This is a genomic window from Pedobacter africanus (assembly GCF_040548825.1).
Lineage (GTDB): Bacteria > Bacteroidota > Bacteroidia > Sphingobacteriales > Sphingobacteriaceae > Pedobacter > Pedobacter africanus_A.
The window spans coordinates 838,781-854,623 of record NZ_JBEPSL010000003.1; the positions used below are offsets into that span (position 1 = coordinate 838,781).

A 15,843-nucleotide genomic window follows, 5' to 3' on the forward strand; every position below is an offset into this window, starting at 1 on the left:
ACCGGTTGCCAGAAGTTTATCACAGAAATGCCCGGAAAAGATATGGGCAGGGCCGATCAGCCGATGTTGTTGAATGGTGTTGAAGAGGGCATGCCAATAGGTATCTATATCGCTCCTCCGTTTGAGTTTACGACTAATTTGCAATATGGAGCAATTAGTGAGGCAAATATCGATGTGATACAGGATATTGCAGGCTGGATATCGCCGGTTGACAAGTTGACGATGCTCGACATGGCCAATAGCCATGGTTTGAAAATGGTAGTTGCCGACAACAGGGTAAACGGGACTAATGCAGACATTACCGCTATGGTGAATACCTATATCAACCACCCGGCACTTTCGGGCTATTATGTAAAGGATGAACCAACAGTAAGTCAGCTTCAGGACGCAGCTAATCGTTATCAGAAATTGCTTACGCTCGACAATAACCATGATCCTCATGTAAATCTTTTCCCGAGTTATGCTACCGGTGCGCTGGGAAGTATCAACTATGAGCTGGATTATGTGGAAAACTGGATACAGAAGGTAGTAGCTGCTAATCTGCGCTACCTTGCAATGGATAACTATCCCTTTATGTTAAACGGAACGTTCAGGGATGTGCCTTATTTTCATGACCTGGATGTCATCCGGCGTGTTGGATTAAAATACAATATTAAAACTTCAGGGTACCTGCAATCTATAGGGAACTCAACGGACCTGAGAAGACCGAATGCGAACGAATTGAGGTATAGTGCTTATTCGCACCTGGCTTATGGAATAAAAAAGCCTGTGTGGTTTAGTTACTGGACACCAACAGGCGGAGCAGAAACCTTTACCAATGGAATAATAGATGCTACGGGAAATAAGACTGACCTGTACCTTCCTTTTAAAGCATTAAACTTTGAAATGAAGCAGCTGGGTAAAACATTGGTGAAGCTGAATGCCAATGCCGTGTATCATACCGGAACAACAATTCCCACCGGCACTGTAAGGCCGGCGGTAAATTTTATCTGGCAGGCCCAGAATGCTGCCCAGTCTATGATCATTACCCAATTTATAGACCCGGTTGCGGGTAAAGAATATATTATGGTGGTGAATAAATCTTTTACGGGCAGTAATACTTTTGGTTTTACAACAGCAAACCAGGTAGCAAATGTTAAGGTTGTTTCCAAGGTTACAGGTTTGGAAGAAGCTACCAATTTTGCAGTCGGCAGTCATTCCCTGTCAGATACTTTTTTGCCAGGTGAAGGAAAGTTGTATGCCTTGGAAAAAGTTGCTTACACAGCAACTGTAAGTACTTTTGCCGGTGCAGGAGTTGCTGGTTTCTTAAACGGACAAGGCACTGTGGCTAAGTTTAATTTTGTGACCAATGCGGGTATCACGACGGATAACAGCGGCAATGTTTATGTGGCTGATATCAATAACCATTGCATCAGAAAGATTACTCCGGCCGGATTAGTCAGTACCTTTGCAGGTAATCCCGGTGTTGCCGGCAATACCAATGGCGTAGGTACGGCAGCTTTATTTGACCATCCTTCGGCTGTAGTTGCAGACGCGAACAACAATATTTATGTAGCGGATACCTGGAACTGGGCGCTTCGTAAAATCACACCGGCGGGTACAGTAACCACTGTGCTCGGCTGGGTTATCCCTTTTCCGCAGGGCATTACGATGGATAAAAATACCGGTAAATTTTACCTGGTGAGTGCTTTGCCTTCTGCAAGTAACAATAAGCTCTTTGAAGTGAGTCCGTCAGGGGTGATGACTACAAGAACACTCAGTGTTCCGGTCGTATCCGGAGGGATTACAATGGATAGTCAGGGGAATCTTGTGATTGCAGATAACGGCAGTTCGAATGTATACAAGGTAAATACGGGCAATTGGGCTGTTACCCAAATTGCCGGCCTGGCAGGCACAACGGGGCAAACAGATGGGATTGGCCTGAATGCCAGGTTTGAACATCCATGGGGTGTTGCTGTTGATGCCAGTGACAACATTTATGTTGCTGGTTGTGGTCACTTATTTGATGCGCCGACGATAGCCGCCAATGCTTCCAATATCAGAAGGATTGAAGCAGGTACCAATAAGGTCACCACCATTGCAGGGGGAGCTGTGCAGGGTTATTTAGATGGATCCGGAACTGCTGCCAGATTTACGGTCCCAACAGGGATTACAATTGCCCCGGATGGAACCATGTATGTGGTAGACAAAGCAAATCACCGCATCAGAAAAATGGTCTCGCCCTGAAATTAATTTTACCATAAAACATTTCTTCCTCCTGTTTTTGGGAGGAAGAAATTACTACCTCACACCTAAACCAATATCACGCAAATGAACAGGTTAATTAAATCATTATTAATGTGTACCGGTATGCTTGTGCTTACCGGGGTATGCAGTTGCAGTAAAGCACAGACTGAAAAAATAAAGCCGGACCCGGTTAAGCCTCCGGTTGCTGAAGTAAAGGACGACATGATGATTGGCATTTATGTATCGCCGGGAATCGGTTACATCACTGATCATCATTTTAAGAATATCAGGGAGGCGAATGTTGACCTGATCCAGGACATTTCATTAAGCTATTCCCAGACAAACAAGCTGGCTATGCTGGATATGGCTGCGGCAAATCAGTTGAAAATGTTTGTGGCCGACCAACGTGTTGACGGGACAGATGCAGATATGGCTGCGATGGTAAATGCCTACAAAAATCATCCGGCAACTGCAGGCTATTACATTAAAGACGAACCCCGTGTGCCTGATCTGGCCGATGCAGCCATGAGGTATAAAAAACTGATTAACCTTGATCCGGAAAAGGTACCTCATGTGAATCTTTTTCCGAGCTATGCCACTGGTGCCCTGGCCAATGTGGAATATGAAAAAGAATATGTTGAGCAATGGATAGAACTGGTTGGGGCGGTAAACCTTAAATACCTGTCATTTGACAATTACCCTTTTATGAAAGATGGGACTTTAAGGGAAGTTCCTTATTATAAGGACCTTGATATCATCAGAAGAGCAGGGTTAAAATATAAGGTCAGGACTTCTTCGTATTTACAGTCGATAGGCAGTGACATTGGTCTAAGAAGACCTGATGCGAATGAACTCAGGTATAGTGCATTTACGAACCTGGCTTACGGTATTAAATTGCCGGTATGGTTTACTTACTGGACCCCGATTGGTTCTACAGAAAAATTTACCAATGCGATAGTGGATGCTCAGGGAAATAAAACCGATCTGTATGAACCTTTTAAACTCATCAACGGTGAAATGCGGCAGCTAGGTAAAACGCTGATGAAACTGGATGCAATGGATGTTTTCCATACGGGGTTAAGTATCCCTTCCGGTACCAAAAGAACACCTTCAGATTTTATCTGGAAAGCTGAAAATGAAAATGAGTTTATGCTGATTACGCATTTTGTGAACCCGGCGAACAACCGGGTTTATATTATGGTGGTAAACAAGTCGCTGACCGAAAATAAAACATTTGCATTTAAGATCGGTACGGCAGTTACGAACGTGAAAGGAATTTCCAAAGCTGACGGATTGGAAAAGGATATCGACTACAAAGCTGCCGATCATAAATTAACAGATAATTTTTTACCAGGTGAGGGTAAATTGTACGCCCTATATAAATAATAAACTGCTTTAGATATAAACTATTAATGCATGAATAGATTAATGACATTATGGATGGCTGTTTTTATTGTTTTTAACAGCACGACAAAAGCGCAGCATCCATCGCGACAACTTGCAATTATTCCGGAACCGGAACTTGTAACAGTAAAGCCGGGAAGCTTTGGGTTCAATAGCGCTACCGTTATTTTATATGATGACCGGAATACCGCAATGAAGTTTATCGGGGATCAGTTTTCCGAAAAAATTAAGGCCTATACGGGAAAAAAAAATCCTGTTAAAAAAATAACTGCTCTGCCGGGCAAAAATCAGATTGTATTTAAACTTTCGGATCAACTGCAGGGAATAAGTGCCGAGGGTTATATGATGGATATTGGTTCTGGAGGTATTGTGATTACCGCAAAACAACCTCAGGGCTGTTTTTATGGGATGCAAACTTTACTGCAATTGTTACCTGTAAATCCGTTGGAGGGCGCAAATGTTCCGGCACTTCACATACAGGACCAGCCACGTTTTAGCTGGAGAGGCGCTATGCTGGATGTGTCAAGGCATTTTTTTACCGTTAAACAGGTAAAACAATACATAGATTTCCTGGCAAGCTATAAACTCAATACTTTCCATTGGCATTTAACGGATAACCAGGGCTGGCGGATTGAGATTAAAAAATATCCACTGCTGACTTCGGTAGGCGCATGGAGGAAAAGATCACTGATCGGACATTTTGAAGAACAGCCGGAGCGTTTTGATACATTACCTCATGGTGGGTTTTACACACAGGAACAGATCAGGGACATTATTGCTTATGCGCAGGGGAAATATATTACAGTTGTTCCTGAGATAGATCTTCCGGGGCATTGTACTTCGGCGCTCGCCGGCTATCCAGAACTGGGCTGCGGTGAAAAGCCGGGGCCTTTTGAAGTGAAAGACAAATGGGGGGTATTCGACGACGTGTATTGTGCCGGGAAAGAAAATACATTTAAATTTCTGGAAGATGTGTTTACAGAGGTGGCTGCACTTTTCCCCGGAAAGGTGATCCATATTGGCGGGGATGAATGCCGCAAAACGAATTGGAAAACTTGTACGTATTGTCAGGCACGCATGAAAAAAGAGGGTTTGAAAGATGAGCATGAACTGCAGGGGTATTTTATCAATCGTATAGCCCAGGTACTGAAAGCTAAAAATAAAAGGGTAATTGGCTGGGACGAGATCCTGGAAGGAAACCGGCTTACTTCAGATGCACTGGTAATGTCTTGGAGAGGAACATCCGGGGGTGTTACTGCTGCTAAAAAACACCACGATGTGGTGATGACGCCGACTACCTACCTCTACCTGGATTATTACCAGGGTTCACCTGAGCTGGAACCGCTTACCATTGATGGCTTTAATACACTGGAGCGTGTTTACAATTTTGAGCCTATACCTGCAGCGCTGAATGCTGATGAAGTTAAATACATAAAAGGAATCCAGGGGAACATCTGGACCGAGTTTATTCCGGACTTTCATCACTTGCAGTACATGGCCTTCCCGCGTTTATCTGCCCTGGCAGAGGTAGCCTGGTCTACACCGGAAAAAAAGAACTGGGAGAAGTTTAAACAAAAAATGGAAACAGAGTATAGCCGCTACGAGGCTTCGGGGATCAACTATTCAAAAAGTGCCTATCAGGTAAGTTTTGAATTTATTAAGGGAGCAAGGACACAGAAAGCACAAATCGCATTGAAAACCCAAAGTTACAATCCTGAAATTTATTATACGCTCGACGGAACAGAACCCGGTCAGCATTCAACGAAATATGTGGGCCCGTTTAACGTGAATCCCAATGTGAAAGTTAAGGCTGCAACTTTTAAAAATGGTGTACAGATGAGCAAGGCCACTGAGTATGAACTGAGATAGATGGTGTCTTAAAAAACCAGGAGATTTACATCGGAGGTAGAGACGGGCGAAACAAGTATGCTTCGCCAGAGCAAATTAATAAAAACCACAACTGAAACCAGCTATCGAATGACTATCTATAAATATTTAAGCATTGCCGTACTTTTACTGCTTACAGTAAATGCAAATGCGATTACTGAACCGGTAAATTTAACTTGCAATCATAAAAAAAGTCCGCTTGGGGTGGAAACGGACAGGCTCGAATTCAATTGGAACATCAGTGCTGACCAGCAATCATTTCAACAACGTGCCTGGCAGCTACAGGTTTTTAGCAGTCTTAATGCTGTGCTGCTGGGTAAGGCAGATCTGTGGGACTCACAAAAAATGAATGCTGGTACTGGGATGTCAGCAGTTTACGGAGGAAAGTTGCTGTCCTCCGGAAAACGTTACCATTGGCGGGTCAGAGTCTGGTCTTCGAATGGAACCGTCTCTGACTGGAGCAGGCCTGCAACATTTTCTACCGGTATTTTACAAACCAAAGAATGGGACCAAAGCAGGTGGATAGCTTACCAGGTATTGGAAGATGCTATGAAAGTTGTCCCCGGATTACATGGAGATGGTAGTTTATTGGGTGAAAAAGCTGTACAACCTGCTGTTGTTCCTTATTTTAGAAAAACTTTTGATGTCAACAAACCGATAGCGGAGGCATATGTGTTTGTTTCGGGGCTGGGGCACTATGAGTTGCAGCTGAACGGTAAGAAAGTAGGAGATGATTTTCTGGCCCCCGGATGGACCAACTATTCCAAAACAAATCTGTACAGTACTTATGACGTAACTGCTTCATTGGTTAGCGGAAAAAATGCATTGGGAGCGATTGTTGGTCCGGGGTTTATGTATATAAACCGCGAGCGCTACCGTAAAATGGCAAGGGCTGAAGCTTTTCCAATGTTGAGATTAAAACTGATGATCCGTTATAAAGATGGCAGCACTACGGAAGTGGTAACGGATGATAGCTGGAAAACAAGTCCTTCGGCAGTTGTATACAGCAGCATCTATGGTGGAGAAGATTATGATGCCCGTAAGGAACAAACAGGTTGGGATAGAGCCGGATTTAATGACCAGCACTGGAAAAAAGCAATTTTACTTAAGGGGCCTGGAGGGAAAATGAAAGCAGAATCCAGCTATCCTTTAAAAGTGATGCAGACCTTTGAGCAGCAGACACTCAGAAAAATAACGGATAGCAGTTATCTATATGATTTTGGTCAGAATGCATCAGGAATTATCCGTTTAAAAGTTAAAGGTAAGAAAGGAGACCGGGTACGAATAGTCCCTGCTGAAATTTTAGATGATCAGGGAATGGCAGATCAAAGTGCGTCGGGAAGTCCTTATTATTTTGATTATACGCTTAAAGGTGGCGATGAAGAAATCTGGGAACCGCGTTTTAGCTATTACGGGTTTAGGTATGCTTTAGTAGAAGGGGGTGTTCCAGCCGGACAACCTGCAATATCGGGAAGACCAACAGTAGAAAGGCTTCAAATGTTGCACACGAGCAATAGTGCGCCAGAGGTTGGTACCTTCAGCTGTTCAAATACACTGTTTAATCAGACTTTTAAGCTGATTGACTGGGCGATGAAGAGTAATATGAGTCATGTCAGTACCGATTGTCCACATAGAGAGAAATTGGGATGGCTGGAGCAGACACATCTTGTGGGGGGATCGTTGAAATATAATTACGACATTCAGCTCTTCTACAATAAAATCATAGAGGACATGACGGAGTCGCAGCTTTCTTCTGGTCTGGTGCCTGACATTGTTCCTGAATATGTGGTATTTGAAGATGGTTTCAGGGATTCTCCGGAATGGGGTAGTGCTGCTGTTATTATACCCTGGTATTTGTATGAATGGTATGGCGACAAAAAAGCAATTGAAAAGGCTTATCCCATGATGAAGCGTTATATCAGTTACCTAGAAAGTAAGGCGGATGCACATATTCTGTCGCATGGTTTGGGGGATTGGTTTGATCTTGGACCTAAAAGTCCGGGAGAATCGCAGCTTACCCCGAAGGCTTTGACAGCCACTGCAACTTTTTACTACGACGCTGTGTTACTGGCTAAGGCCGCAGGAACCCTTGGAAAAACAGAAGAAGCAAAAGGATATCAGAAATTAGCCGAACAGATTAAAATAGCATTCAACAAAAAGTTTTTTGAGCCCGCGACGGGCGTTTATTCGACAGGAAGCCAGACAGCTTATGCTATGTCGATTTATATGGGATTAGTAGATGAACCTTTTAAAGAAAAGGTGTTTGCTAACCTGAAGGAATCTATAAGGACCAGCGGATATGCACTTACTGCCGGTGACATTGGCTATCGTTATCTGATCAGAGTGTTGGAAGATGGTGGTGCATCGCAACTGTTATATCAAATGAACAACAGAGATGATGTGCCAGGTTATGGTTATCAGATTCGTAACGGGGCAACTGCGCTTACAGAATCCTGGCCGGCCTTAAAGAATGTTTCCAATAACCACATGATGCTGGGACACCTGATAGAGTGGTTTTACAGCGGACTGGCTGGAATCAAACAACAGGCAGATGATACTGGTTTTGGTAAGATCTTAATTGAGCCTCAATTTGTAGAGGGGGTTGATTGGGTTAAAGCAAGTTATAAAGCCATTACAGGGGATATTGTAGTGGACTGGAAAAAGGAACAAGGCAAATCGGCTTTGCAGGTGAGCATCCCGGCAAATACAGAGGCCCTGGTTGTTTTGCCTGTTGTTAACGAAAAACTGTTAAATTTAAATCAAAAGCCTTTAAGTCAGCACAAAGCCGTTAAAAAACAATACATGGGAAACGGTAAACTGAAAATTGTATTGGGATCTGGGTCCCATACATTGAATTGGATAAATAAATAATGATGATGAAGAGATATCTGGTTATACTGTTGGTATGGTTTGTTTCGGACGTAGAATTGGCTTTAGCTACTGCTGGGGAAAGTAGTCTGCAACCTGAAAATTTACGTTGTGAGTATTTGGAAAATCCAATTGGATTAGATGAAATGAGTCCGCGTTTTAACTGGACCCATAAAGCTGGGAATGTGGCGGCATTCGGTCAAAAACAAACAGCCTATCGGATTATTGTAGCCTCTGAGGTACAGTTACTTCATCAAAATAAAGGGGATGAATGGGACTCTGGCTGGGTGAACTCTGATCAGATGCAGCAAATTGAATATAAAGGTAAGGTGCTTAGGTCCGATCGTTATTACTATTGGAAAGTAGTTGTTAAAGACGAAAAGGGACTGGTCTCAGCCTGGAGTAAAACTGCATTTTGGGCAACGGGTTTACTTCAGCAGAATGATTGGAAAGCCAAATGGATTGGAACAAATGAACTGTTTGACCCTTCGCAAAAAGATTGTAATATCTCTGATCCCTGGCTGCGGAAAACTTTTAACTTACCACAAAAGCCGGGAAAGGCAGTGTTGTTTCTGGCATCGGTAGGTTACCACGAGCTATATGTGAACGGAAAGAAGGTCGGCGACGATGTATTGTCGCCGGCAGTAACGGATCATACCAAACGTGCACGTTATGTGGCCTATGACATCGCGGCTGCGCTAAAGCCCGGGAAAAATGTAATCGCGATTTGGCTGGGGACTTCCTGGTCAATTTTTGGTCCTTACGTAACAACAGGCAGACCCAATGCGCCTATTGTGATCGCGCAAACTGCCATTTACAATACAAAAACACCTGTTGCAGGAGCAAAACCTACACTTGTTGTGCAAACCGACGAAAGCTGGAAAACACATGCAAGTCCGAGTAAGTTGCTGGGAACCTGGGATTTTGCAAAAATGGGAGGCGAGCTGTGGGATGCCAATCAGGAAATTGCGGACTGGAATACCATCACCTGCGATGAAGCAAAATGGAGTAAGGTAACTGTTTACCAACCCAATCTGATTTTATCAGCGCAAACTGTTGAACCAAACCGGCTGTTCGATGAAATTAAAGCCATCGGCATTGAGTCCAGACCGGATGGTTCGTACCGGGTGGATATGGGTGTTAATTTTGCGGGCTGGACGGAGGTTGATCTGCGGGGGAATAAAGGTGATAGAATAGCGTTTGAATATTCGGAAAGAGAACAGATGGATCAGACTTTTAACCTGCACAGTGCTTATATCATTGGCGCAAGGGGCAAAGGAACTTTCCGGAACCGTTTTAACTATAGTTCTGGCAGATGGATTGTCATCCGGGGCTTAAAGTATAAGCCGCAATTAAGTGAAATCCGGGGTTGGATGGTGAGAACGAATTTTCAGGCGGCGACTAATTTTGAATGTTCTGATACCTTGCAGAACTGGATCTATGATAAAGTAAAATGGACTTTTCAAAACCTTTCTATTGGTGGTTTTGTAGTGGATTGTCCGCAACGCGAAAGATTGGGTTATGGGGGTGATGCACATGCAACCTGTGAGACCGGAATGTACAACTATAAGCTGGGTGCATTTTATACCAAATGGATGCAGGACTGGAGGGATGTACAGGGAACGGAGTCTATTGTTGGTAATATGTATGATCCGGAATTTGCGAGAAAAAAGGTGATGAGCGGACGGCTGATGAACAATGGGGTTTTGCCGCATACCGCGCCTACTTATTCTGGTGGTGGCGGGCCCGCATGGGGAGGTATAGTAGTATCGTTGCCCTGGTTTGTTTATCAGCACGAAGGAGATAAACGCATACTGGAAAAGAATTTTGAGCTGATCAAGGGCTGGCTTTCGTTCCTGGATTCACATACCAAGGATGATATTTTACAGCGTTTTGGAGGCGATTGGGATTTTCTGGGAGATTGGTTATGGCCTGGTGCAACAGCGCAGGGCATGAACAACAATAAGGAGGAAACTTTATGTTTAAACAACAGTTACAGGGTATTTAATTTACGTACCGCGGCAAAAATAGCGCGGGTAATCGGAAAAGATGTGGAAGCGGAACACTGGGAACAGCAGGCGGAACGCTGCAGGGCTGCGATTCATGCAAGGTTTTATCGTGCCGCTGATCATAGCTATGCAGACAGCTCCATGGCTAACCTGGCAGCAGCGTTGCTGGCAGAAATACCTCCTGCAGATTTAAGGGCAGCTGTCATGAAACGATTGGAAAAGGATATTCTGGTTTTGCATAAGGGACACATCAATGTGGGCATTACAGGAGGGGCGATGTTGTTCAAGTTGCTGCGACAGGAAGGAAGAGATGACCTGATCTATTCCATGACCTCACAAAAAGATTACCCCGGTTGGGGATATATGAAGGCCAATGGTGCTACTACCATCTGGGAAATGTGGGAAAAGGACCTGCCCGGGCATTCCCTGCTGCATAGCTCTTACCTGTATCCCGGGGCCTGGTATATTGAAGGTCTGGCAGGAATACAACGGGATCCTGCCAGACCTGGATTTCAGGATTTTATCATCAAGATACCGGGCCTAGATCAGAAACAACTAAGCTGGGCAAGAGCAAGTTTTGATTCCCCGGCAGGTCAGATCAAAACTGCCTGGCGGCGTGAGGCCGGCAGGACGGAGCTTGAAGTCACTGTGCCACCGAATTGCAGGGGCCGGTTAAATCTGCCGGAGCATATGCTTCGTGAGGTGATCGGGGAGCGCAAATATGTAAAGATTTTGGAGGTTAAAAACGGATATGGATTGGTATTGCTTTCCTCGGGAAAATATATTTTTAAAATGTAATTTGCGGCAATATGAATTATTTCTATATTTGCGCCCTAAGCAATTGAGGGCATAAAAAAAATGAATTTAATTGTTGAACAAAGTAGGAATTTTCATTTTAATGTTGTTACTTTGCAATCCCTTCGAAAAAGGGAATAAAAGATACCAAGTTCGGGGTGTAGCGTAGCCCGGTATCGCGCCACATTTGGGATGTGGAGGTCGTAGGTTCGAATCCTGCCACCCCGACAACATAGATGTCAAATTCTATCAAAAACCCTCTAAATCTCACAATTTAGAGGGTTTTTTCGTTTCTGTCGTATCAGTTAAGAGCATAACATATCAAGGAATTTATGCTCTATTGGATAAACCATACCGGCGCAATTGACTTTTTTTACCGGTAAATACTGCCAGTAAAACTATAGATGGGCATAGCTATCGCGCAAACGTATCCAGTATCCTAATATACGTCCAGCAAAGGCTGTATTGGTTTTTGCCTGTATTTCAATGTGAAGGTAGAAGAATTGTGCTGTACCATCCTTTAAAAAGACGACGGAAATCGAAGCTTTGTGCCGGGCTTTTGAAACATTGTATGGTTTGAAGAGAAGTGGTTGCGGAGTCTTCGGCATTTAATTTAGAGAAGGAGGATAGGGTAGCAGTGTAAAGTGGGTATTTTGAAATCACAATCATAAAACTGAAAAAATATTTTCGATAGACGTAGTTGTTGCGCTGCTGCCAATTGTATAACTATATAGAGGCAACTAAAAAATCATCCTTATGAAAACGAATATTAAACAACAAAATGTATTTAACAAACCCATTAATGAAGAGATCCTGAGGATTATGCAGGAGTATAATCGATTAAGCTACACTCAAAAAAAAGACGAAAGGTTACTTTCAGTCCTCATAGAGCGCTATGAAAAGACGAAGGATTGTATTTCTGTTAATGATACTGCCAGTAGCGGAGATTAAATTAAAATAACATAAACACTTAACCAAAATGAAAAACTTATTATCAATCCTGATCGTACTGCCTTTTATGGCAGTAGCGCAAAAGCCATTTTCGATAAACGGCAACGTTAAGTATCTCAAAAATGGAGATAAAATTTACCTGGCCTATACCGCTGACGCCAAACAGCTGTTTGATTCGGCGCTGGTTAATAACGGCTTCTTCAAATTCAACGGGACGATTAGCGAACCAGCAAGTGCATACCTATTCCTGAATATAAATCCCTATGTTACTCGCCCAAAAAGTGGCGAGGAACTGGATATGTTATCTTTTTTTGTCGAACCCGGGCAGCTCAACTTATCTGCTACCGACTCTTTACAGAACAGCGTTGTTTCAGGCGGGCCAATTAATGCGGACTATGTAAAATTAAAAGCGCTAGCCAAGCCGTTTGATGAAAAGAATAAATCCCTGAGTGCCAGGTATACTAAATTGAGCGAAGAGCCCCAACAAGACAAAAAAGCTATGGAGGGGATAGCAGAAGCATATTCGAAAAATGAACTTGAAAAGCTCGCAATTAAACGCTCATTTGTTCAAAAAAATCCGCCATCCTATCTTACTTTACAGTTATTACTGGAATTAATGGATAATGCTGAATATTTGTCAGAAGTTAAAAAATCATTTAATGCACTTCATCCGGAGTTGAAAGCAACTGCGCTGGGTAAATCCTTGGCAGAAAAAATTTCAGCTTCAGAAAAAACTGCCATTGGTGTGACGGCTATGGATTTTGAACAAAATGACGTAAATGGGCAACCTGTTAAATTATCAGATTTTAAAGGTAAATACGTGCTGCTTGATTTTTGGGCTTCATGGTGCGGGCCATGTCGCCAGGAAAATCCCCATGTGGTTGCGGCTTTTCAGAAATATAAAGACAAAGGTTTTACTGTTTTAGGGGTGTCGGCCGACAAAGATAAGGCAGCCTGGGTAAAAGCAATTGCCGATGATCAACTGGCATGGACACAAGTTTGCGATTTAACCGGCGACAATCCGGTGCTGAGGCAATACAATATTGAAGGTATCCCTTCTAATTTTTTGATTGATCCTACTGGAAAAATAGTAGCCTCCGCACTAAGGGGTGATGCGCTGGAAAAGAAATTAAAAGAAATATTTACCAAATAATGTGCCCTCTCTACCTATGCAAATGCCCCTGCTCATGTATTATTACAGAGCAGGGCATTTCTATTTTACATGTTCCATGAACTAATACACAAGAATTTATGAAAAAAAGCCAAACGAAATGGGCATATTGATAGGAGAAGCAGCAGATTGGGTAGTATTTTTTAACAGTGTGTTTAAATTAGATATCTCCGCACAATTTTTGGATTGTATGAATGTTCAGCTCAGTAAAAACTTTATTTACGATGATAAAGGTTTATATAAACAACGACTGTTATGGCCATTTCGATGGGATCCAGAACTTAAATACGGGGTTACATCCAGTATATCAGTGAGAGTTTTTACAGAACGGGAAATTTTTGACAGGAAGATAGCATGGAGATCCAAATCCGGAAGGATATATCAGATCGGGGATGAGGATATCGATTACGATGATGTAGCCTTTTGGCTAATGAAGCCTGAAGCCTGATGCCAATTAGCATAATAAGATCTTTAGATAAATTATAGGTTGTAATAATGTCGTTCTGGAATAATGTTTTAAATTGTCGTATAGCTAACCGCAAATTTTTATAAATTAGGTTTACGATAGCATAAAATGATAAAGCCTTTAACGCGTAACGAAGCTGAGTTGGTCTTATTGCTGCAACAAGGCGATATGGATGCTTTGAGCGGGCTTTATTTTTTACATGTCAAGCAGTTAAAACGCTACATTATAAAAGGTGCAAAATCCCCCGCACTTACCGAAGATATAATCCATGATACTTTTATCAAAGTATGGGAAAACAGGGCCGGGATAGACAGTAGCCAGTCCTTTAAGGCCTATCTTTATACTATAGCACGCCGTCATTTGTTAAACCTGATGAAACGGGCGCAGTTTGAAGATGGTATTGTAAACGAGATTAAAAAGTATAGCGCAGAAGCAGATCGTTCTACAGAGCTGTTGTTGGAATATAATGAAAGCAATTCCCTTTTAAATGAGGCGGTACAGCACCTGCCTCCGCAATGCAAGGAAATATTTATCCGCTGCAAAATTAACGGACAGAGCCATAAGCAAATTGCCGAAGAACTGCATATTTCAATGAGCACGGTAAACAACCAGATGGGCAAGGCACTTAAAAACATTAAAGAATTTTTAACAGAACACAATGGCTTTTTGCTCATCCTGGCTGCTATTATGAAATAAATTAAAAATATTTTCAGGAGACGTAGTTGTTGTGGCGCTGCCAATTGTATATATAATATAAGGAGTATATAAATTGAATAAGGAAGTCATTGCATTATTTACAAAATACTATCATAACTTTTGCAGCAGGGAAGAGCTGGATAAAGTAATGGAACTGTTGGTAGCGGGCCTACACCATGCCGAATGGAATGTTGTGTTTAAGGATGAGGCCACAGCAGCAGTAAAAGGCAGTAAGGAAGCCCAAATGACCGTGTCCGAAATGGAGGCCCTGAATCAAAAAATACAATATACCTTACAGCATAAAACCGTTCAGCTTCGCAAACGCAAATCCTGGTTCAGTATCACTGCATCTGCGGCAGCGGTTTTATTCCTGTTGGGCATAGGAATTTATTTTTATGCTAACCGTTTTTCACACAAAGAACCTGTAAAATTTGTAAACACTGCTGATATTTATCCCGGTAAAAAAGGCGCTGTGCTTACCTTATCCAACGGAAAAAAAGTATATCTTTCGGAGGCCGTTAATGGCCAGCTAGCCGATGAGGCCGGTGTAGACATTACCAAAACCGCCGATGGGCAAATTATTTATGACAGCAGGCATTCGGCTACAAACAGCATTAAAACCAATACGCTATCTACTGCACGCGGAGAAATTTATCAACTTTTGCTACCCGACGGAACAAGGGCCTGGATAAATGCTGCTTCAACATTAAAATACCCTACTTCTTTTTCGGGAAGTAAAAACAGGAGGGTACAATTGAGTGGCGAGGCGTATTTTGAAGTAAAAAAGAACCAGGGGCAGCCGTTTATCGTAGAAAGCAGCCGGCAGCAGGTAGAGGTATTGGGCACGCATTTCAACGTCAACAGCTATGCTGAAGAAAGTACTGTCATGACCACCTTACTGGAGGGATCTGTTCGCATTTTGGCGCTCCGCCCTTCTTCCCACGCAACCGGAAGTGCAATTCTGAAACCTGGGGAACAATCTGTACTTTCTGCCCAAAGTAGCCTTAAAGTAGCTGCTGTAAATACGGAAACCGTAATTGCCTGGAAAAACAACGAATTTATGTTTGATGGCGAATCCATCGAAAGTGTGATGAAAATGATTTCGAGATGGTACGATGTGGAAATCATATACACAGGAAACAAACCAACTGAAAAATTTATAGGTTCAATATCCAGAACCCATCCGCTGTCTAAAGCACTGGGGCTGCTGGCCAGTACCGGGGGAATAACCTTCAGGGTAGAGGGCCGTAAAGTATATGTATCCAACTAATCAAAAATATCTACCTAAACCGAAAAAATACACCTATGAAGAAAGTTCTATAATCTGATCTCGACCATGCCTTTAGGGCAAAAAAAGGGGTGCGCTAACA

Annotated in this window: 10 protein-coding genes and 1 tRNA gene; all 11 read left to right on the forward strand. The window is 42.8% G+C overall.

Annotated elements, in window-relative coordinates:
* Window positions 1-27 precede the first annotated feature (27 nt).
* Complete coding sequence (locus ABIE26_RS19365) at window positions 28-2,226, forward strand: hypothetical protein (protein ID WP_310144990.1); 2,199 nt, start codon at window positions 28-30, stop codon at window positions 2,224-2,226.
* Window positions 2,227-2,310: 84 nt separating this feature from the next.
* Window positions 2,311-3,612, forward strand: coding sequence for a hypothetical protein (locus tag ABIE26_RS19370; protein ID WP_310144992.1), 1,302 nt, complete (start codon window positions 2,311-2,313; stop codon window positions 3,610-3,612).
* A gap of 30 nt (window positions 3,613-3,642) precedes the next feature.
* Window positions 3,643-5,499: a beta-N-acetylhexosaminidase gene (locus ABIE26_RS19375; protein ID WP_310144993.1), complete on the forward strand. Its 1,857-nt coding sequence runs from the start codon at window positions 3,643-3,645 to the stop codon at window positions 5,497-5,499.
* A 108-nt stretch (window positions 5,500-5,607) separates the two neighbouring features.
* The gene (locus tag ABIE26_RS19380; protein WP_310144996.1) at window positions 5,608-8,388 is read left to right on the forward strand and encodes an alpha-L-rhamnosidase; all 2,781 of its coding nucleotides are present in this window, start codon (window positions 5,608-5,610) and stop codon (window positions 8,386-8,388) included.
* Window positions 8,388-11,192 (forward strand): family 78 glycoside hydrolase catalytic domain, encoded by a 2,805-nt coding sequence (locus ABIE26_RS19385; protein ID WP_354376241.1) that lies wholly within the window; start codon window positions 8,388-8,390, stop codon window positions 11,190-11,192. The genes ABIE26_RS19380 and ABIE26_RS19385 overlap by 1 nt, the downstream gene beginning before the upstream one ends.
* A 151-nt stretch (window positions 11,193-11,343) precedes the next feature.
* Window positions 11,344-11,417 (forward strand) — tRNA-Pro (locus ABIE26_RS19390).
* 528 nt (window positions 11,418-11,945) lie between these two features.
* Window positions 11,946-12,140, forward strand: coding sequence for a hypothetical protein (locus ABIE26_RS19395; protein WP_310145000.1), 195 nt, complete (start codon window positions 11,946-11,948; stop codon window positions 12,138-12,140).
* A gap of 28 nt (window positions 12,141-12,168) precedes the next feature.
* On the forward strand, window positions 12,169-13,293 hold the full coding sequence (locus tag ABIE26_RS19400; protein WP_310145002.1) for a TlpA disulfide reductase family protein: 1,125 nt from the start codon (window positions 12,169-12,171) through the stop codon (window positions 13,291-13,293).
* A 118-nt stretch (window positions 13,294-13,411) separates the two neighbouring features.
* Window positions 13,412-13,759, forward strand: a complete 348-nt coding sequence (locus ABIE26_RS19405) for a hypothetical protein (protein WP_310145003.1) — start codon at window positions 13,412-13,414, stop codon at window positions 13,757-13,759.
* A gap of 126 nt (window positions 13,760-13,885) precedes the next feature.
* Window positions 13,886-14,473, forward strand: coding sequence for an RNA polymerase sigma factor (locus tag ABIE26_RS19410; RefSeq protein WP_310145004.1), 588 nt, complete (start codon window positions 13,886-13,888; stop codon window positions 14,471-14,473).
* A gap of 73 nt (window positions 14,474-14,546) precedes the next feature.
* A complete protein-coding gene (locus ABIE26_RS19415) occupies window positions 14,547-15,743 on the forward strand; it encodes a FecR family protein (protein ID WP_310145005.1) in 1,197 nt (398 codons plus the stop codon).
* Window positions 15,744-15,843: the final 100 nt, after the last annotated feature.